This window comes from Paenibacillus ihuae (assembly GCF_001368795.1).
Classification (GTDB): domain Bacteria; phylum Bacillota; class Bacilli; order Paenibacillales; family Paenibacillaceae; genus Paenibacillus_AQ; species Paenibacillus_AQ ihuae.
This window is the reverse complement of the sequence record NZ_LN831198.1, coordinates 3,237,614-3,256,727: the sequence shown is the minus strand read 5'-3', so window position 1 is coordinate 3,256,727 and position 19,114 is coordinate 3,237,614. Positions and strand designations below refer to the sequence as shown.

General features: G+C 44.0%; 19 protein-coding genes and 2 pseudogenes. 12 read left to right on the top strand and 9 right to left on the bottom strand.

All coding sequences use genetic code 11. The features are described 5' to 3' along the window. Window positions 1-817: PAS domain S-box protein (locus AQR02_RS34315; RefSeq protein WP_245237474.1), on the bottom strand; the 817-nt coding region annotated here is incomplete at its 3' end. A 164-nt stretch (window positions 818-981) separates the two neighbouring features. Further along, complete coding sequence (locus tag AQR02_RS14875) at window positions 982-1,794, bottom strand: VCBS repeat-containing protein (RefSeq protein WP_245237472.1); 813 nt, start codon at window positions 1,792-1,794, stop codon at window positions 982-984. Between the two features lie 92 nt (window positions 1,795-1,886). Here AQR02_RS14875 and AQR02_RS34310 point away from each other — a divergent pair, with 92 nt between their 5' ends. After that, window positions 1,887-1,988 carry a sporulation protein YjcZ gene (locus AQR02_RS34310; protein WP_084146903.1) on the top strand — a complete coding sequence of 34 codons (102 nt, stop codon included), beginning with the start codon at window positions 1,887-1,889 and terminating at the stop codon, window positions 1,986-1,988. Window positions 1,989-2,074: 86 nt separating this feature from the next. Here AQR02_RS34310 and AQR02_RS14870 read toward each other — a convergent pair whose 3' ends face one another. Next, window positions 2,075-2,794, bottom strand: a complete 720-nt coding sequence (locus AQR02_RS14870) for a class I SAM-dependent methyltransferase (protein WP_054941145.1) — start codon at window positions 2,792-2,794, stop codon at window positions 2,075-2,077. A gap of 168 nt (window positions 2,795-2,962) precedes the next feature. Here AQR02_RS14870 and AQR02_RS14865 point away from each other — a divergent pair, with 168 nt between their 5' ends. From AQR02_RS14865 to AQR02_RS31975, 3 genes and pseudogenes are all read left to right on the top strand, one after another. Beyond that, window positions 2,963-4,012 (top strand): MerR family transcriptional regulator, encoded by a 1,050-nt coding sequence (locus AQR02_RS14865; RefSeq protein ID WP_245237470.1) that lies wholly within the window; start codon window positions 2,963-2,965, stop codon window positions 4,010-4,012. Window positions 4,013-4,065: 53 nt separating this feature from the next. Next, window positions 4,066-4,591: pseudogene (locus AQR02_RS14860) on the top strand (DUF6273 domain-containing protein). 335 nt (window positions 4,592-4,926) lie between these two features. Beyond that, window positions 4,927-5,163, top strand: coding sequence for a transposase (locus tag AQR02_RS31975; RefSeq protein ID WP_108722009.1), 237 nt, complete (start codon window positions 4,927-4,929; stop codon window positions 5,161-5,163). A gap of 375 nt (window positions 5,164-5,538) precedes the next feature. On the opposite strand, the gene AQR02_RS32485 is transcribed toward AQR02_RS31975, so the two are convergent. Genes AQR02_RS32485 through AQR02_RS14855 form a run of 3 tightly spaced genes read right to left on the bottom strand, consistent with a single transcriptional unit; the run spans window position 5,539 to window position 6,682 of the window. Next, window positions 5,539-5,715, bottom strand: coding sequence for a hypothetical protein (locus AQR02_RS32485; protein WP_159067768.1), 177 nt, complete (start codon window positions 5,713-5,715; stop codon window positions 5,539-5,541). 26 nt (window positions 5,716-5,741) lie between these two features. Continuing rightward, a complete protein-coding gene (locus AQR02_RS34305; RefSeq protein WP_245237461.1) occupies window positions 5,742-5,981 on the bottom strand; it encodes an SDR family NAD(P)-dependent oxidoreductase in 240 nt (79 codons plus the stop codon). Beyond that, window positions 5,981-6,682, bottom strand: coding sequence for an SDR family oxidoreductase (locus tag AQR02_RS14855; RefSeq protein ID WP_245237460.1), 702 nt, complete (start codon window positions 6,680-6,682; stop codon window positions 5,981-5,983). The genes AQR02_RS34305 and AQR02_RS14855 overlap by 1 nt, the downstream gene beginning before the upstream one ends. A gap of 172 nt (window positions 6,683-6,854) precedes the next feature. Between AQR02_RS14855 and AQR02_RS14850 the strand changes: the two genes are divergently transcribed. The 6 genes from AQR02_RS14850 to AQR02_RS35580 all read left to right on the top strand — a co-directional run bounded on the left by AQR02_RS14850 (window position 6,855) and on the right by AQR02_RS35580 (window position 11,604). Continuing rightward, window positions 6,855-7,229 (top strand): MerR family transcriptional regulator, encoded by a 375-nt coding sequence (locus AQR02_RS14850; RefSeq protein WP_054941144.1) that lies wholly within the window; start codon window positions 6,855-6,857, stop codon window positions 7,227-7,229. A gap of 441 nt (window positions 7,230-7,670) precedes the next feature. Then, window positions 7,671-8,147, top strand: coding sequence for a GntR family transcriptional regulator (locus AQR02_RS14845; protein ID WP_245237457.1), 477 nt, complete (start codon window positions 7,671-7,673; stop codon window positions 8,145-8,147). Further along, on the top strand, window positions 8,144-9,001 hold the full coding sequence (locus AQR02_RS14840; protein WP_054941142.1) for an ABC transporter ATP-binding protein: 858 nt from the start codon (window positions 8,144-8,146) through the stop codon (window positions 8,999-9,001). The genes AQR02_RS14845 and AQR02_RS14840 overlap by 4 nt, the downstream gene beginning before the upstream one ends. After that, window positions 9,002-9,655, top strand: coding sequence for an ABC-2 transporter permease (locus AQR02_RS14835; protein ID WP_054941141.1), 654 nt, complete (start codon window positions 9,002-9,004; stop codon window positions 9,653-9,655). Window positions 9,656-9,967: 312 nt separating this feature from the next. Further along, a complete protein-coding gene (locus AQR02_RS14830; protein ID WP_054941140.1) occupies window positions 9,968-10,417 on the top strand; it encodes a DUF1569 domain-containing protein in 450 nt (149 codons plus the stop codon). A gap of 899 nt (window positions 10,418-11,316) precedes the next feature. Continuing rightward, a complete protein-coding gene (locus tag AQR02_RS35580; protein WP_222861272.1) occupies window positions 11,317-11,604 on the top strand; it encodes a DUF5808 domain-containing protein in 288 nt (95 codons plus the stop codon). 408 nt (window positions 11,605-12,012) lie between these two features. Here AQR02_RS35580 and AQR02_RS14820 read toward each other — a convergent pair whose 3' ends face one another. Then, window positions 12,013-12,342, bottom strand: a complete 330-nt coding sequence (locus AQR02_RS14820) for a hypothetical protein (protein WP_054941138.1) — start codon at window positions 12,340-12,342, stop codon at window positions 12,013-12,015. Then, window positions 12,332-14,137, bottom strand: a complete 1,806-nt coding sequence (locus AQR02_RS14815; protein ID WP_148449106.1) for a hypothetical protein — start codon at window positions 14,135-14,137, stop codon at window positions 12,332-12,334. Before AQR02_RS14815 ends, AQR02_RS14820 begins: the two co-directional genes overlap by 11 nt. 717 nt (window positions 14,138-14,854) lie before the next feature. Here AQR02_RS14815 and AQR02_RS14810 point away from each other — a divergent pair. Continuing rightward, window positions 14,855-16,998, top strand: a pseudogene (locus tag AQR02_RS14810) (thioredoxin domain-containing protein). Window positions 16,999-17,069: 71 nt separating this feature from the next. Here the strand turns inward: AQR02_RS14810 and AQR02_RS14805 are convergent. Next, window positions 17,070-17,855 carry a PaaX family transcriptional regulator C-terminal domain-containing protein gene (locus tag AQR02_RS14805; protein ID WP_054941135.1) on the bottom strand — a complete coding sequence of 262 codons (786 nt, stop codon included), beginning with the start codon at window positions 17,853-17,855 and terminating at the stop codon, window positions 17,070-17,072. Window positions 17,856-18,305: 450 nt separating this feature from the next. On the opposite strand from AQR02_RS14805, the gene AQR02_RS14800 reads away from it, so the two are divergent. Then, a complete protein-coding gene (locus AQR02_RS14800; RefSeq protein ID WP_054941134.1) occupies window positions 18,306-18,995 on the top strand; it encodes a metal-dependent hydrolase in 690 nt (229 codons plus the stop codon). Window positions 18,996-19,114 lie beyond the last annotated feature (119 nt).

Genomic DNA, 19,114 nt, shown 5'->3' with positions numbered 1-19,114 from the left:
GGCTCATCATGGCTAGAAACTCACTTTTTGCTTTGTTCGTGGATTCGGCGGTCTCCTTCGCAAGCAATAACTGTTTCTGCTCGGAGATGTCCTTACATATGAGATAGAATCCGATATTTTGGTTGTTCACAAAAATTGGTGCAATACTGGTAAGCACTTCAATGACTTCGCCGTCCTTGGCGATAAGTGTGTTTATGTGCTGCTCAACCGAATTATCGTACAGCGCCCTATCCAGAATGTTCTGGACATTCTCCTGTCCGATTAGCTCTGCAAGCTCCATACCGATCAATTCGGACTCGATGGAGTAGCCTGTTATCTTTTCCGACATACTGTTAGCGTTAATAATCCGGCCGTTTAGGCCAAAGGAAATGACGCTGTCATGGTTGTATTTTTTAAGTGACGTGTAGCGCTCAACAGATTCCTGAAGGCGTTGCTCGGATTCCTTTTGCTTAGTGATTTCAATGATTTGGCAGATGTAATACGTCGGTTGGTTCGCTTCATCGGTGAAAAGCTTGAGGGAGAGCAATCCCCACATTTCGTCGCCCATTCTTGTGAGAAACTGCTTGTCGAGCTGTACTTCCGTTTTATCACCCATGAGTGCCTTTAGATCATTAATATTTCTGATATTATCCTTATCGTGGGAGAGGTCTTCTAACCTCATACCGTCAAACTCTGCTTTAGAATAGCCGAAAATTCGTTCCATGGCGGAGTTTACGGACAAAATCATACCGTCTGGTGTAATAAGTGCGATCCCGAATGAAGCATGATCAAACACTTGTTGGTAGAATTGATCCTGGTTTAGATTAACACGATGCATGGCGGCCTCCATTGGGTAAGTAATGTTTTCACGAAAAAATAGACCTCCTGTTTGAAGGTCATATCAATAATGATAAATTTGAATATTAAAATGTAACTTCAGTTTTATTTACCCACTTATCGCTTGCCGAAACAATCTAAATTCTCCCATTAAACAAATATTGCTCAGTAATGAGAAATTAAATTAGAGCCGAGTATGGCTACTGACAATCTTGATGAAATAAATCCAGTACCATTCCATGTCAAAAGGTTTTCAACGTACCCTAATGTATCCGAATTAGTTGTGCCGATAATACGTTGCATAGCAAGTAAATCATAACTATTACTTTTTACGTTTGTAACAATGGGGTATAACGCACCTAAAGCAAGCACCTCACCTTTTACGGGTTGTTTTAGTTTGCCATCTTCGTTGTAATATTGTGATAAATATTCATTGCCCTTGTAGCTAATGTCGATAGTGAATAGCACGTTAAATTGGGGGCTCCCAACGCTTACCTTGTAAAAATCCTCATAGTTTACATTGAATTTATATATTGTGTTGTATTTTTCAACGTTAAACATCTCCTGCAGATTGTTATTCTTAAAGGAGTACATATAGAATATGCCATATCCGCCGCTTCCTCCGGAATTAATACTTATTAAAATATCCGCTACGCTGTCCTTAGAAAAATCCCCCAGAAAAAGTCTGGCATTATATCCAGCATTGTATTGAAGATATACCGTTGTAGTTTGGTTAGAATGCCCATCTTGGATCACAAGTGTGATTTGGTCAGCAAAGTCTCCAGTTCCATCTGGTTTATTACCGTATAAATAAATGTTGTCTATTGTTTTGTCCCCATTTACATCGGCCTGCTTGATATCCAGCAAAGTAATGTTTCTGGAAAGAGTCGGGCTACTATACCCTCGGTCTCGGTATAATTGGTTTGAATATTGGAACGGAGTCCCAAGGTTAATCATTTGCCGGTTGCAATTATACATTTATATTCCTCCATGTAATTGGGTTATAATCCATACACTCAGAAAGGCAGGCGCATATCATGTGTTAGGAAAGCAAAGAGGAGGGGAAATCAATGGGATGTCCTGAAGTTTGTCACGGATTTACTTCTACGGCTGCGATTTTGGTTCTTTATATTTTGCTCGTAATCATTTTGTCTGCTGGTTTCTTTGTTTAGTATCAAGACCCAGTAAAGCGTATTAAGCAAGAACATGAGCCTATACTGCTAGGCTCTTGTTCTTTTTTTGTAGGATGGTGAGCTAATTATTTGGTTCCAATCACAAGAATATATCCGATATATTCTGCATAACTGTCCATTATACTGTTGTACTTACTGATTACTTCCCACATGGAGTGGTCGAGAAAGGAACCTGCATCGATTTGTTGATGATCATCCGGTTGCTCAATCAGATCCACACTTGATTTAGGAAACATGAAGGGACCCTCTATCTGTGAACGAATGAATCCTATTGTTTGTACTAAGGCTGACCAATCCTTAATGTCCCATAACTTATCAACGTGATAAAACTCTGTAATTTCTTGACTGATTTCAGGGGGCATGGGTTTTCTTTGGATCATTTCTCTGTCGAAAAGTTGGCCTCCAGACCGCAGAACTCTGTAGTATTCAGATAATGCCTTCCCTGTGTCCGTGAATATGGATACAGACTCGACCAGAATGACATCAAATGATTCGTCAGGGAAAGGCAGTGAAGTGGCATCTCCTTCCAAGAATTTCAAAGTTAGATTCTCTGTTTCAGCCCGCATTTTGGCTTTTGCAATCATATCTGGGCGGATATCTATCCCCACCACATCATGTCCCTGAGCTGCCAAATAACAAGATGTTCTACCTGTGCCGCAACCCACTTCTAGAATTCTGGATTTAGCGGGTAGGGGGTATTGTTCGAATTGCTTTAACGTTGCAGAGAATCCTCCAGGATGAGCATTACCAATACCTAATTTGGCCAGCATGTCGAAATATTCCATGTATTAATTTTCCTTTCACTGCAGGTTTTATCTTATAATATGTAAGGAAATAAACTTTGCACCGCATGGGCTGATTTTACTTTTGCTGAGTTTTAGCAGGAGTTTTTTTGATTTGGAGGCAAGATGTAATATTTGTGAAAAGGGTAGCCGGATGAGTTAAAAACTCTCTTGACCTTAACGTCGCGTAAACCTGTATATTTACTCTCAGAAGGAGGGATAGTCATCGAACTGCAAACCATCAGTCAAGTGTCAAAGCACTTTTCAATCTCAACCCGTACACTTAGGTATTACGAGCAAATCGGGTTGATTACTCCTGCGAAAAGGGAAGATTCCGCATACCGCGCTTACGATGCAGAAGCCATCACACGGCTGCGTCAGATTATCGTTCTGCGTAAACTGCGGATACCGCTCAAACAGATTGCGGAGGTTCTGCAAAGCGCGGAGGCGCGCGTTGCAATCGAAGCTTTTGAGCGTAACCTTGCGGAGATTGAGGACGAAATCACTGCGCTCTCCACCATTCGCAGTGTTATCAAAGCCTTTGTCGAATATCTTAATCAAGGAGGTACTAATTTCGCGCTACCTGACGACGCAAGTTTACTGGAGGTTGTGGATTCCTTGACGGTCTCTAAAATTAACTTCAAGGAGGAAAAGTCAATGGACGATTTAAACAAGGCAAATGAAAATTTAAACAAACTGGCGGACAAAGATGTGCGTATTGTATATCTGCCGCCCATGACTGTGGCAGCTGCTTACGCAACGGGAGAAGGCTGCGAAGGAAAAGCGGGTGAAATGATAACGCGATTTGTAATGGAAAGCGGATTGCTAACAATCAAACCCGATGCCCGGAGTTTTGGTTTTGACTGCTCTAAGGGGGCAGCGACACTCGGAGAACCTTCGCATGTATATGAGGTGTGGGTATCCATTCCGGACGGCATAGAGATCCCCGCGCCATTAGTTAAACGAACGTTTGACGGCGGGTTATATGCCGCACATGTGTTGAGAACGTGGGACTTCGAGGACTGGCGTTTTTTAAGGGAATGGGTTAACGAAAGCAATAAATATGATAATGACTGGGATTCCCCTCGCTGGACATCGCCGGAGACGGTTGCAGGGCAAGGATTTGAAGAAACATTGAATTTTTATAATTATGTACAAAAAGGCGGTAAAATGGAGGATTTACAGCTTGATTTATTGTTTCCGATTAAGGAGAAGGATTAAGAATAAGTTCGAAGGGTAAGGCAGATTACTTATTACATAGAAAGAGTGCTTAAATGGAAGATATTAAAATCGGCTCATCCTTATCATTCGGCGGTTATAATTGGCGTGTGCTTGACATACAAAACAATACGGCTTTGATATTAACCGAAGATATTATAGAACAACGCGCTTACCATGTTGCTTATAAAGATATAACTTGGGCGGACTGCGCGTTAAGAAAATATCTTAATGGTGAATTTTATGACAAATTCAACGTAACGGATAAATCAAGAATAATTCCGGTAATTAATAAAAATTCTGACAATCAGTGGTATTGTTCAAAAGGCGGAGCAGATACGCAAAAGATATTGGTTTGAAAGAAAAGACGAAAATAACAGTAAGCGAATAGCAAGACTTGAGGCCAATAAAGGGGGGATTTGGTGGTGGTGGCTTCGGTCGCCCGGCCGCGTTAATATAAAAGCCGTGTACATCCACGGTGACGGTAGTATAGGTATCCAAGGCAACAATATATTGAAAGGCAACATCAGTGACGGCAAATGTAAAGGCGGTGTCCGTCCCGCTTTGTGGTTGAAGCTGTAAGCTGGATCATGTCTAATAAGCGAACCACAAGGCGAGACAAAATATGGCACAACGCGTGATTAACCGGATTAGACACGCCTCCGAGTCTGTAAATTATATTCGTATTATGAGGTTAACCAGCCAAGTTTGGTTAACCTCATTTTTGCGTTAAAATGAGCATTAGCCGGGGAGAACGATAAAATATGTGGGCTAACAGCCCGTTACACAAACTGTTCACTTGCTATTGCACAAACCATGATTAGGATGGTTGAGACATCGAGCTCGAATAACACGCGAAGCTATGGCAGTGCAATGGGTAGTGGGGTGGCATTATTTTTCTAGAACGCAATAAGGCCATGGGAAAATCATTTCGTTTCCATCATACCTATGATGGCATCCAGACCCTTATTTTAAGGCTTCAGGAAGCAGAATCTTTAACAGAGAATAAGCCAGTTATCGTATTAGAATCAACTGGACATTATTATTTAGGACTGGTAGCTCACTTCAAAAAGCAAAGGGATGAAGTCATTATATTAAGCTCTTTAATAGCCCGGCGGGCAAGAAAATCAAAGCTACGAAGCGTGGATCCATAACTTTATGAAGAGCTTTATATTTGGCCGTATTATGTGGGATTAGAGGGACAGCCAGAAACATTCCGACGTTACTCGAAAATGGACAGGACGTGTCCAAAATTGGGGACAAATGCTAAACCAGCTTTCGGCCTTTTTCCCTGATCGGGTCGGGCAACACTTAAGTTAGAATCGCGACTTCCCCCTCGTCCCCCTCGGGGGAATCCATGCTGAAAAGAGTTTACACAAAATTATTGACAGACCTCTGCGGACCGATCGGTCCTTGGATCGCCAGAAGTGAAGGGCCGGGAAGCCATGCCACTGCGGCCGCAATCGCGAGCGTAACGACCGGCCATAGACCTGCCAGCAGCGGCGCCTTCAGGACAAGCAACAGACCGACTAATCTAAATAGAACTTCCCTAGTGCAAAGGCGGTATTCATATCATAGTAATAGGTTGTCTCTCTACTGGTAGCGCGTACGCCTCGCACATACTGTGAAACCACATCAACCATGAAATGCAGTGCACCTGTAACGATAATCCAGCCGTAGGCTACAAGCCACAGTGTCACTCTCATCTATTCCACCTTCCGGTAAGAAACCGTTATGAATTCGCGATTGCGTCGAAATCTACATGTGTCAGTTGTTTGGATACTTCCCACAGTCTGGATGCGGCAGCGGTATTTAGCGCCTGCGGAGCGATCTTGCCCGGCTTTGGCAAGCCTCTTGTTTCTGAGAGTCTGCCGGGACCGTAATAAATTCCAGCCTTCGCGTCCGGCGATGTAGCAGCAAGCAGAGTTGGAAGAGCACCTTGCGCGGCCGGCTGGAACAAGATCGGTCCCATCAGCCTGCGGATAATTCCGCGGGGCTGTTCGGTCCTGCCCCATTGAGAAGCAGGTCTGTGCGCGAAACACCCGGATGAACCGGAAGGCTCAAGAGTCCCCAGCCCGACGCGTCACTGCGCCGCTGGAGTTCCAGTGCGAACATGATCATGGCAATTTTGGATTGCGCATAAGATTCCATTGCATTATAACGGTGTTCAAATTGCAGGTCGTCAAAATGGATGGAGCCATTGCGGTGGGCAACACTGCCCAGACTTACTACACGCGCTTTTTTCCCTTTGCGCAGCAAAGGCATCAGATGCGCTGTCAACGCGAAATGTCCAAGGTAATTCGTTCCGAATTGAAGCTCAAAACCATCTTTCGTGACTTTACGGGTAGGCGGTGTCATTACGCCTGCATTATTGATCAAAAGATTAAGACTTTGCCGTTCCTTATTCATCCTTTCGCCAAACGCTTGTACCGAGGCCAGGCTGGCAAGATCCAATTCCTCAAAGCGTATGTTGGCTAAGGAAACGCTGCTGCGGATCTTTTGAACCGACTCTGTTCCCTTTGCGACGTTGCGGCCGGCCAATATAACCTCTGCTCCATTTTTCGCCAGTTCCAACGCCGTTTCGTAGCCGAGGCCCCCTGTACCGGTAACGATGGCCGAACGTCCCTGCTGAGAGGGAATATTTGAAGCTGTCCATTTAGGGAATTGTTCCATCTTTTCTTTCGCTCCTTTGTTTGCTTGCGGTATCTTCCACGAATGCTTGTATGCTTAACGTCCGGCGCCTGAATTGTAAGTTGACCAGCCGTTCGCTATACTTAATGCTAATACTTAGAGACTTATCGAAGTCAAGTCTTTAAAATACCGATTTTTCGAGGTGAAAGAGAGGATGTACAGCATCAATGAAGTAGCTACTATTTGTGATGTGACGGCGCATACGCTCCGCTTTTACGACAAGGAAGGTTTATTGCCCTTTGTGGGTCGCAACGGGGCGGGAAACCGGATATTTTCTGACGGGGATTTAGTTCTTATCAAAGTGATTTGCTGCCTGAAAAACACCGGAATGCCCATTAAAGATATCAAAAAATACATCGAATTGATTATGGAAGGCGATACTACCAAGGAAACGCGACGCAGCATAATGATCGAGCATCGTAAGGAAGTGCTGCGGCAGATTGATGAATTGAAGAAAAATCTGAACATTATTGATTTGAAGGTTGCATTATACGACACCAATAATATCGATTTGCTTCGGGAGATCTAATCGATATTTAGTTAGAGTTGCCTCTAACTGTTTATAGCAAAAATCGCTTTTTCCGAAGCGCCCCTGCTCACATATAGAGAAGGTAAAACTTAAGACTCGCTGTTAAATTGGCTGGTCCATAAACCGAATGAGTTCAATTAGTGAACCTTTGTCCCATTAAGGATGACCTGCCTGTTCATGAAATTTTGTAGTTCATATATATGTTAACAAACAAGGGGGTTATCTATTTATTCATTGATGGGATGTTCGCGTAAATCAATTGTTTATTGCTTCTGCCATGAATTTTGGTAGAAGTTTTTTCTGTTGTAATTCTTTTTCAAACAGTATTAGCTGTAGGCATGCCGTGGGAATTGAAAAAGTGTATTTTAGCCTAAGCCCAAATAGTTATTTACGCGAGCGTCCTTTACGGGACGTTCTTTTTAAATAAAGAAGTGGCAAAGCATGATTATGCACCAACAAACAAAGCTTGAAAATAATTCGCACCACATATATACTGTTTATATACGATATATACAGCGAAGAAGGAGGAACCGCATGCATCTCTCCGTATCCCTTACTTCAGGAGAACCGATTTATTCGCAAGTCAAGGAACAGATCAAAAATCAAATCTTAACAGGGCTGCTTAAGGAGGGAGAATTGTTGCCTTCCATTCGCAATCTTGCCCAAAACTTAAAGATCAGCGTGATTACGACGAAGCGGGCATATGACGAACTGGAACAGGAAGGACTGGTCACATCCGTATCCGGAAAGGGAACGTTTGTTTCAGGGAACAACATAGAATCGATACGGGAGATTAAAAACCGTGCTTTGGAAGATCAAATCCGTTTGACAATTAGGGAAGGGAAAAATATGGGCTTAACGCGCAAGGATTTTTTGCATTTAGTTACGATTTTGTACGGAGAGGAGATGGAGTCATGAGTATCGTTGAATTTCGCGGATTTACTAAACAAAACGGCGAATTTACACTTGGAAATTTGAACTTTTCTATTCAAAGCGGTTATATCACCGGGTTGATTGGCCCGAACGGTTCGGGTAAAACAACATTAATTCGTTCCATTATGAACCTGATTCGGCCCGATCGGGGAGAAGTGCTCTTATTCGGCCAATCTTATCTGAACAAGGAACGGGAGATTAAGCGTCGAATTGGCTTCGTATATGATGAGGATTCTTTCTATAATCATCTGACCGTAACTGAGATGAAAAAGATTGTATCATCGTTCTATCCCACATGGAATGACTTGGCATTCAGAAAATATATGGATGATTTTCAACTGCCTTCCCGCCGGAAAATCCGCGATTTATCCAAGGGGATGAAAACAAAATTCGCCTTAGCGGCAGCTTTGGCGCATGAACCTGATCTGCTGATCATGGATGAGCCAACGTCGGGCCTGGACCCGGTGTTTCGTAAAGAGGTATTGACTATATTAAGCGAATATATTCAGGATGGAACCCGGTCTGTACTCTTCTCTACGCACATCAGCACCGATTTGGAACGTATTGCCGATTACATTGTATATATCCGCCACGGACAAGTAAGATTCTGCGGAAGTAAGGAGGAACTGGTCGATTCTTATCTGCTCATAAAAGGACCAGCCGAATGGCTTCGAGCAACGGGCCTCAAGCATACATTTCTGGATATACAGCTAAATGATCTGGGATTTGAGGGGTTGGTTGCAAGAGAAAGCTATTCTGAAGAAGTATTCGGCCATCAGGTGAAGGTGGAGAAACCGTCGCTGGACGATATTCTTGTCTATACGAGGAGGGAGAATTAGATGCTTCAGTTGCTTGCCAAGGATATTCGAATTCAAAAAAAGTTCATTGTGCTAGGGTTTGCATTTGTCGGATTTTTCTTTTTTATTCTCGGCGCATTTGAAGGATTGCCGCTGGCCGTTCCAGCCGCGATATTCAGCCATTTCTTAATTGTGGTGGCGAGCAAGTCGGATGAGAAAAACAACAACGGCCGTATGCTTGCTTCTTTCCCATTGCGAAGAATCGATATCGTAACTGCCAAATATGTGGGTATTGTGATGTTTATATCCATCTCGTTTCTTCTTACGTTATTGTGGCGCGGCTTAGCCGGGATTGTCCTTCCTGTTCAGGAGCTGCCCTGGTTCAGTTTGCAATCAACGATCCTGACCCTGGTGCTTCTGCTTGTATTTTACGCTATCTATTTCCCACTATTTTTTGCAACGGGGTCGCGTCTTGTTCAAGTGCTCGACTTAATCGTGATCTTCTCGGTCGGCGGTGTCGTTCTGATTGCGATACGCATTATGGAATGGATGGATATTCCTATCGGCACTTTCCTCCGAAATATCCTGACTTCGGACAGTATATCGGGTTTGTTTTGGGTGCTTGGTGCCAGCTTGATTTTGATTTTCCTGTCATGGTGTTTCTCTCTGTACGTGTACAGGAATAAAAACATATAATTCGAGGAGTTGCTAACCATGTAGATCCGTATTTTTCATCGAATTGGGAATCGATTTGAGAGGTTAAGCTTTTGGGGTATTGTAATATTGTTCGTTGCCATCGGGAGTTAAGTGTAGGGTTATACCGTCTTCACTAGCCAAATTTATTTTCCGCTAGCACTGCGCTTTCCCCCACCTTTTTGGGTAAACTAACCCTAAGCAATACTTTACCCAAATCCAACGTTTGGTTATAAAGATTCATTTATTTTGAATAATATGGTAATATTTAATGATTAATCAAATATTTTATAATGTCAGGAGGTCGTTGTCCTAGTGCATAATATATTTGATCTTTCACATACAAAAGAAATTTTAGTACGCATCGATCAATTAAAGCAAGGCGCTCAACCGCAATGGGGGAGTATGGATGTGGCTCAAATGCTAGCGCATTGTTCTTCTTTTCAAGATATTGCAATGGGAATTACCCATTCCTCAAGAAGTTGGTTAGGAATAATTATAGGAAAGTTTGCAAAACCCATATTCTTTAACGACAAGCCCCTTCCTCGTAATATGTCTACTATTCAAAACATCATGATTGTGGATAAGAGAGAGTTTGAAGTAGAAAAAGAAAAGCTAAAACAAAATATACTAACATTACAAAGAGAGGGTCCTAAGCATTGTACCAATCATCCACATCCTTTTTTCGGTGTACTCACTTCAGAGGAATGGGGTAAAGGGATTTACAAGCATTTGGACCATCATTTAAAGCAATTTGGCGTTTAGACTAAGTCCAGGTAATGGGAATCTACGAATTCTATCCATTTCAAAGGAGCAATCATCCTAGGTTATATCATACAATGAAGACAGCTTATTGGTACCCCCCCCTTAATCATGGCTGGTGCATGTGCGAAACCATGAGGCACTGACTTAAGTTAGTGTCTTTTTCCCCTCTTCGGGTAATCCTAACAAGGCTACTCGAATTCCCAGACTTATCAGATCCCCAGCAAAGAACAGCTAAGAATGTGCTAATTTAAGAGGATTAATAGTATCGTTACGTACTTGAATTCGGAACTCATCATTAAGTTGAAATCCAGATAATCAATGGTGATTTTGGATCAATATTTGATAAGTGTGATGGGGACATTGAGCGAATAACTTTGTGCGGATGCATAGAGGGTTTATAAAAACTATGCAAAATCAAACCTCTACATTTGGTTTTTGCTTTAGGAGTAGCAATCATCTTTATTTAGATTTCGCCCAAGTTTGCTACTACTACTGGTTATCCAACCCTTCATCCAAAATTCTGTCTATCGTATCGTGGCTAAGCATCGAAAAAATTAGGATAACGAATACGCAAAAAGGCATAGGATAATGCCTGTTATAATAATGATCTTTATATTTGTACCTACCATTATACTCATGGTGAGCATGCCTTATTTATCAAGAGAGACGATTAGTTTTGGGGTTACCGTCAGCGTTGTACAATTCCACAGTGAGCCTCTGCGCCAGATGCGGGAGTCATATAGTGGACACTGGTTTTCTGGAAAGAAACATTGGCTTGTCTAATAATTGGTTCCTCATTCATGTTTTAATTATTATTGTTAGTATTGTAACTGTGCTACTCAACTACGATCAGATTCAATCTCGCTATCCCCATTATCCTAATCATAATAGCCTTTATCATGCTATACTACTTCGCCTTATCGTTCTGGGCTGGTCAGGGCGGAAGCCGCTTGGAGCGATCTGCCGATTACTCCAATGTCAGACCTGTCCATGATGATGATAAATGGCTGTTAGGTATGATTTATTTCAATCCTAAGGATCCAAACCTGATCGTCGAGAAAAGGTTCGGAGTCGGCTGCGTATTAAATTTCGGTCACCCAGTAAACTGGCTGATTTTGCTCGGAATTATTGTACTGTTAGTTGTGATAACAAGGTTTAAAGAGAGAAAAGGCGAACCGAGGCACTAACCCTTGGTGGTGTCTTTTTGCCATTCAATGGGTAATACTAACAAAGGCACATTCCGCAGAAGGAGGCTACATAAATGGAGATAAGAGAAGGCCAAAAGCCTAATCGACTAATAAATGAAAAGTCCCCATATAGCTATTCAACTTGCCACTGGTGCCTTTAGATCGGATACGTTATTGTAGATATGAAATGGGAGTGAAGACGGTTGCAATTAAAAACAAGAGTTCAGGTAAGTATCAAAATAATAGTTCTTTTTCTTATCGGTTACACAGTTTCACACTTTCTGTTGAAAGGGATTAATACAGTTTGTTATTCCAAAGGAGTGACAAACGAAGTTCGAATTATCGTTTATATCATAAAACAGCCCAACAGAATTATGTCTGTTGGGCTGTTCTGATTTAATTTATTCTCTACCCAATAAAGACAACAGCATCATCTCGTTGGAATGCAGAAGGTAGCTCTTCGATAAGCGAATTAACCCTTTCGATAAAATGGTCATGATTTACATCATGTAAGTTAAGACTGGCCCATTCTTTTAATTGTTTCAATTCATTGAGAATTACTGGTAATTCATTTACGGTTATATCAACACCGGGTATAAAAAGCCTAGTCCAAGTTAAACCCAGTGCTTTAATACCTGGGAGCCAGCACTCTCTAAAAAAAGAAAGGGAGGCGACTGAAATGTATAAGCGATTCTCAAATTCATTTTGAGCTTCAAGAATCTGCGCACTAATTGCCATTGTTATTTCCTCCTTTGTATCCGTAGAGCGCACTGAATTTGTAATCAGGATATTCTACTCTGAGTTGATTTACAACTTTTTCAGTAGCTTCTCTTAGTTCTGGAGAGTCACCCTCCAGTCGAAATACAAACTCTTTAAAATCCCTTATCAGTTCTATGTCTGGCACTATCTTAGATCCCTTAATTGTTGGCGATGTAGAAGCACCAGTTTTAAGTGCTACGTCAATTCGTTTTCTGGTTTTTATAAGTATTTGCTTTATAGCCCATTCCTCTGGAGTTTGAGAGGGTAGTCCAGTAGTTGGATTAAGTATGTCTAAACCTTCAGCGGCTTTGTCCTCATAGAATATTTTATTCTCCATATCAATTTCATCTATTTCGCCTAGTTTCTTTTTACCTTCATCAATAATATCAACCTCATAATAATTAGTATAAGTTATTTCCCAAGTCTTAGTATTAAACTTAACAATTGTATTCGTTTTTGGATCCTTATACTCCTTTATAAGCGGTGGAGTAACATCTTCCCAGCCTAATGCTAATGCTTCTTCAGGAGTTAGAGGTGAATCAATAGCTGGACCGTTATAATTATCATCTTCATCGTCTTCGCTGTCAGGAGGTGTTGTGGGTTCTCCTTCGCCACCAATAACAGGCGGATTGGTTGGTTGGGTGCTAGGCATTACAGACGATGTAGGTTCAATTGTTGGGGATGGCGTGGGCTGAAGAGATGGATTGGGCTGTTCTGTAGGTTCTGTTGATGGTGATGGTGCGACAGTTGGTTCTGGATCAACCTCAGGGTAACCATCCTCTATAGGTGCACCTGTAAAATCTTCAGCAGGTGCTGTATTTGGTGTACTTACCTTAGAAGGAACTGGATTTGTGATAAGGTCAGGATTAGAAATAATAATTTCTAATGGATTTTGCCCAGAATTAGGATCGGGGTCAGGAATCCATAATTCAAAATCTTCTTGTGGCATGACTGAAGGTTCATATGTGATTCCGTTGTTTTTAGGAATCGTATCGTAAGCTAATACATTCGCAGTCTCGCCAAAAGGAGTTTCAACTTTCAGACGCATTGTACCTTTATAGGGAGTTTGATCATACCCAAAACTATTCCACTCATATTTAACATCTTGACCATAATTAACATAAAGACTTTTAGGATAATAATTACCGTAACCAGTAAAGCGAAATGTTCCTACCCAAGAAAAATCAGTATATATCTCGGTGCTTCTCCACTCATTAGTGGTAGCATTATAAAAGTGAATAAGATGTTTATTTGCCTTTTTTGTCTGATCACTGACCGTTGGAGGTGATCCAGTATACACATTGAGAGGTTCAGCATAAAAATTTTCTGTCGCCGCCCAGCGACCTCCCGAATCAGAAACATTAACTGGATAAGTCAGTACATATTTCTCCAAAGCTGAATTCTTTATTCCGTAATAAAGACTAGCCATCCCATCCATCACTAATGCAGCCGCTGTGGCAGATATGGTGTATTTTACAAAACCAGTTTTACCCACTACACGTGTGGCTCTTTTGCCTGTAGCTTTAAGGCCGTTGATACCATTAAGATATATGACATTTCCTCTAGTAGTGTACTCAAATCCTTTAGCAAACTTTGAAGCCGTTGCGGCATCAGGAAACTTCATACCTCCCTTTTCAGCTACTGCGGCCAATACAGCCACAGCAGCCTTACTCATCGGCACAACATTTGTCGCTGCTGCACGTGCACCCAAAGGTGGAATAGATAAGAAGGCCATGCTACAAACTAGAATAATTAAAAGTATTTTACGTATCAAAAATGAATCCTCCCATATAATTATGTATTTAAAGTCAGGCAATTTTCAAAATGTGATATTTATATCTGATCCTCCTTTCAATGAAATACTTAATATTACTTAAAATACAAGATAATACATGCTAAATAAAAATACTATTATAAAAAAACGACAATAAACAAGATGGGGAAATTAGCGTACGCTAAATTTTCTGATGAAAATCCGTCTTTTATCATGACATTTGTAGCCAATAATATGGACATGGTTGGGTATTTAGCTTTACTCTTCATACATATTGCCTGCAAGAAATAAAATAAGAAACAGGATATAATAAAAGAAGGTAATTGTATCCTTTCTTGTCGAATATTGAAGTGTGAATTGGAGGTCTGATTAGAAGAAGGAGTTGAGGGAAAAGGTCCTTGATAAAGTGACAATGAAAGAAAAATCAACATAGAGTAACTTAATGCTTTGGGATATATAAGTTGTTATATTAAAAAAATGAAATACATAGATAACTAGGACTGATGAAGAAATACAGCAATTGCGAGTTGCTGCGCCAAATTTTGAACTAATAACCTTCTCAAACGGTGATCAAGCTTATGTTAGATCACTGAATTCAGTTTCTGATGAAGCAAGAAATAATTTAAATAATACATATAACAATTTTATGAAAATGGGTAAACTATAAGAGAGTCAATTTCGACTCTCTTTATTCATACCCAAAAGGAGTGTTGTAAAATGAAGGATCATACTGTTAAGCATACACATACAAACCTATTGATAAATGAGAAAAGTCCCTACCTCCTACAACATGCGCATAATCCGGTTAACTGGATGGCATGGGGTGAAGCTGCGTTCTCTAAAGCTAAACGAGAAGGTAAGCCAGTTTTTTTGTCTGTAGGCTATTCGTAGTTAGGTATAATATGGCGACTTGCCATTGGTGTCACGTAATGGAGCGCGAATCCTTCGAGGATGCTGAGGTCGCGCAGCTGCTTAATGATAATTACATTGCCATCAAGGTCGACCGCGAGGAGCGGCCGGATATTGATGCGCTGTATATGTCGGTGTGTCAGGCGCTGACCGGGAGCGGCGGGTGGCCGCTGACGGTGCTGCTGACGCCGGACAAGAAGCCGTTCTATGCGGGGACGTATTTCCCGAAACGGCAGATGTTCGGGCGGATCGGGCTGATGGATGTGCTGGAGCAAATCCATACGAAGTGGGAGCAGGATGGCGATGCGCTGAGTAAGCTCGGCGACGAGCTGCTCGCGGATCTCCAGTCGCTCGACCGCAAGAATGCGCAGCTTGCCGGAGTAAGCGGCGGTGCTGTGCCGGGCGAAGAGCTGCTGCATGAAGCCTATGAGCTGTACAGACGCCAGTTCGACGAGGAATACGGCGGGTTCGGTAACGCGCCGAAGTTTCCCTCGCCGCATAACCTGTCGTTCCTGCTGGCATACAGCCAAGCCTACCAGCAGCCGGAAGCGCTGCGGATGGTGGAGAAAACGCTGGATGCGATGTACCGCGGCGGGATGTATGACCACGTAGGGTTCGGGTTCTCCCGATACTCCACGGACCGGGAGTGGCTGGTGCCGCATTTTGAGAAAATGCTCTATGATAACGCGCTGCTGGCAATCGCCTATCTGGAAGCTTTCCAGATTACCGGGAAGCCGCTGTATGCGGAGATTGCCGAGCAGATCTTTATGTATGTACGGCGGGATATGACTTCACCGGAGGGTGCATTTTATTGTGCAGAGGATGCGGATTCCGAAGGGGTGGAAGGGAAGTTCTATGTCTTTACCCGTGAACAGATTGAGGAAGCGCTGGGTCTGGAGGACATGCATTCCTACTGCCATGTGTACGGAATTACGCCGGAAGGCAACTTTGAGGGAGCCAATATTCCGAATCTGCTGCAAGAGCTGCCGGAGGATATGGCCGAACGTACGGGCATGAACCCGCTTGGCCTGAAAACGCGGATGGAGGAATGGCGCGAGACGCTGTTCGCTTACCGGGAGCAGCGAATTCATCCGTCCAAGGATGATAAAGTGCTGACCTCCTGGAACGGCCTGATGATCGCGGCCCTGGCCAAAGGGGCAAAAGCGCTACAGAAACCAGAGTATGCCAAAGCTGCAGCAGCGGCAGCGGACTTCATCTGGAACAACCTCCGCCGCCGTGAGGACGGCCGGCTGCTGGCCCGGTACCGTGACGGGGAATCGGCGATTCCTGCGTATGTCGATGATTATGCCTTCCTGATCTGGGGATTGACCGAGCTCTATGAAGCTACAGGTCAGGCTGTGCACCTGGAGCGGGCTTTGCAGCTTAAGGATGGGCTGCTTGCGCTGTTAAGCGACGAGGAGGGCGGCGGCTTCTTCTTCACCGGACGTGACGGCGAAGAGCTGCCGATCCGCACCAAGGAATTGTATGACGGAGCGCTTCCGTCCGGGAATTCGGTGGCGGCGAAGCAGCTGCTGAAGCTGTCGGTGATCTCGCAGGATGTGGAGCTGAAGGCGGTTGCCGAGCGAACCGCACAGGTAATGGCCTCTGCGGCTGCAGAATATCCGCCGGGATATGCGATGTATCTGCAGGCCCATCTGGCACTGATCTCCGGCGGCCGTGAATGGGTCTTGTCCGGGAAGCCGGAGGATCCGGCGCTGCATGGAATGCTGGCTCAGGTCCAGCAAGCCTACCTGCCGGATGCCTCGCTGATTGTCAACTGGTCCGGCAGTGAGGGTGAAGCTTTGCATCTTCTGCTGCCGCATCTGGCTGATAAGCCGGCGGTGGATGGCCGGGCGACGGCGTATGAATGCCGGAATTTTGCCTGCCGTGCGCCGCTAAGCAGTCTCGAAGCAGTCAAGGAGCTGCTGGCTACGGGCATGCGGCAAGACTAAAATAAATATAGAAGGGACAGCCTGAGAGAGGCTGCCCCTTTTTTCCATGTGTATGGAGAGAATAGAAATTGCTATGTGAACAGCGCATAGAAGGAATCACGGGGGATCGCCTCGGCGAGTCTGCGCGATTGCGCCTGTAGCTCTGCGAGAACGGTTTTGCCGGACCAGTCCGCAGGCAGTAGTTCATCCGGCAGCGAAGGGTCAACCATAAACAAGCCGCTCAGCACTTCGCCGATTTGCAGATACAGCAGAAACAGGCGTAAAGCCTGACCTTCACGGACAGCCTCGTCTACGAGAGGAGCGAACTCGGTCTGTGACCAGCTCCATTTGTCCTGATACACGGCTTCCACTTTGTCGAGCTGCCAGATGGTCCAGGCTTTGGCCGGGGTAATCGAGCCCTCTGCGAACTCTCCGCGCATAATCGAGACATTGCCCGTAAGCTCCAGACTCTGAATATACTCGGCTACTTCCTGGCGATAATTCCAGGGAGAGATGTAGACGCTGTTATATAGCAGTCCGAAGCCAAGCTGCAGAATCGCCGCACGAAAGGCATCGCGCTTTTTGCGTTCGTGCTCAGGCACTTCCAGCATGACGACATCCCAGGTGTGATCCCACTTTTGATGATAACGGGCAGGCTTGCTGTTAATGGATTTGATGTAGGAGCGTCCGTTATCCGTGATCTGGTATAAGGAACGGGCAGGTGAGGCGATGTAGCCCTCTTTTTTTAGGCGGGACAAGCTGTTTCGGATATAGGTAGAGGTGTACCCTCTTTGTTCGTAGATTTCCACGAATTGCTGGGCGCCCATCTGGTCCACACGGGACAGCAGGAAGAGCATAGTTTTTTCAACGGACAGCAACAGTCCTCACGCCTCTCTTGACAGGTGGTGATGTAAAATATATTATAAATATATACGTTCGTGATAAAAATAAATATATTTGTGAAGTCCATTATTGATGTCTTCGATACTGCAGCGGATATCACAATACTCACCCTGTCATTGTAACGTAAACTTTATGCCTTTGCACGGTAAGTCCATATTGATTGAACAGGAAAATACTCGTTTTGGAGAAGTGGCGGAAGGGGATTTTGGAACTGTAGGAGCGGTAGCGTCCGCCTGAAAGCTTTCCATAGGAAAGCTAGCATCGGAAGCATAGGCGGTCTTCAAATTTCTACTGCTAATAGCGGATAAAATAAGAAATTTGAAGACAACAGCGGCCGGAAGTCCAAATATTCTCTGGAGTCACGGCTAATTCAAAATAGAAGAATCACTAGTTCAATCTATACAGAAGAAAGGGAGAGATAACGAATGAAGATCATTTTTCACGGCCATTCCTGTGTACAGATTGAGGTTGACGGCAAGTCGCTGATTATCGACCCCTTTATTAGCGGCAACCCGGCTGCGGTAACGAAGCCTGAGGACATCAAGACGGATGCGGTTCTTCTGACACACTCGCATATGGATCATATTCTGGATGCGGCGCCGATTGCGATCAGCAATAACGTTCCGGTGGTTGCTACTGTCGAATTGGCTGCCTATATCGGGTGGAAGGGTGCGCAGACGATCGGGATGAACATCGGGGGGACGGTGGATCTCGGTTTTGCTAAGGCGACGATGATTCATGCGTTCCACACCAGCGGTATTACCTTGGATGATCAGCAGCAGATCCTTTACGGCGGCATGCCTGCCGGATTTATTATTGAAGCGGATGGCAAGACCGTTCTGCATGCGGGCGACACCGGGCTGTTCAGTGATATGAAAATGTTCGGCGAGCTGTATAACATCGACCTGGCCATTCTCCCGATGGGCGGACATTTCACGATGGGGCCGGAGCATGCGCTGATTGCTGCCAAATGGCTGAATGCCAAGCAGGTGCTACCTGTTCATTACAACACTTTCCCGCCAATCTGCCAAGATGTGGCCAGCTTTGTTGACGCCCTGGGCAAGGAAGGGATTAAAGGAATTGCGCTGGAATATGGAGAGTCATTGGAACTGTAAACGACTATAAGTTGGATGGTAAGATATAGCTGATTGTATAAAAAGACGCCTATGACGGGACGGGAAATCCTGCGTTAGGCGTCTTTTTGCTGTAATTGTGATCAGCTCCGGGGGAGCTT

Coding starts and splice junctions, on each gene's coding strand:
- AQR02_RS14875 (WP_245237472.1), bottom strand. CDS start 1,794: ATGTATAATTGCAACCGGCAAATGATTAACCTTGGGACTCCGTTCCAA.
- AQR02_RS34310 (WP_084146903.1), top strand. CDS start 1,887: ATGGGATGTCCTGAAGTTTGTCACGGATTTACTTCTACGGCTGCGATT.
- AQR02_RS14870 (WP_054941145.1), bottom strand. CDS start 2,794: ATGGAATATTTCGACATGCTGGCCAAATTAGGTATTGGTAATGCTCAT.
- AQR02_RS31975 (WP_108722009.1), top strand. CDS start 4,927: ATGGGAAAATCATTTCGTTTCCATCATACCTATGATGGCATCCAGACC.
- AQR02_RS32485 (WP_159067768.1), bottom strand. CDS start 5,715: ATGAGAGTGACACTGTGGCTTGTAGCCTACGGCTGGATTATCGTTACA.
- AQR02_RS34305 (WP_245237461.1), bottom strand. CDS start 5,981: ATGGGACCGATCTTGTTCCAGCCGGCCGCGCAAGGTGCTCTTCCAACT.
- AQR02_RS14855 (WP_245237460.1), bottom strand. CDS start 6,682: ATGGAACAATTCCCTAAATGGACAGCTTCAAATATTCCCTCTCAGCAG.
- AQR02_RS14850 (WP_054941144.1), top strand. CDS start 6,855: ATGTACAGCATCAATGAAGTAGCTACTATTTGTGATGTGACGGCGCAT.
- AQR02_RS14845 (WP_245237457.1), top strand. CDS start 7,671: ATGATTATGCACCAACAAACAAAGCTTGAAAATAATTCGCACCACATA.
- AQR02_RS14840 (WP_054941142.1), top strand. CDS start 8,144: ATGAGTATCGTTGAATTTCGCGGATTTACTAAACAAAACGGCGAATTT.
- AQR02_RS14835 (WP_054941141.1), top strand. CDS start 9,002: ATGCTTCAGTTGCTTGCCAAGGATATTCGAATTCAAAAAAAGTTCATT.
- AQR02_RS35580 (WP_222861272.1), top strand. CDS start 11,317: ATGCTATACTACTTCGCCTTATCGTTCTGGGCTGGTCAGGGCGGAAGC.
- AQR02_RS14820 (WP_054941138.1), bottom strand. CDS start 12,342: ATGGCAATTAGTGCGCAGATTCTTGAAGCTCAAAATGAATTTGAGAAT.
- AQR02_RS14800 (WP_054941134.1), top strand. CDS start 18,306: ATGAAGATCATTTTTCACGGCCATTCCTGTGTACAGATTGAGGTTGAC.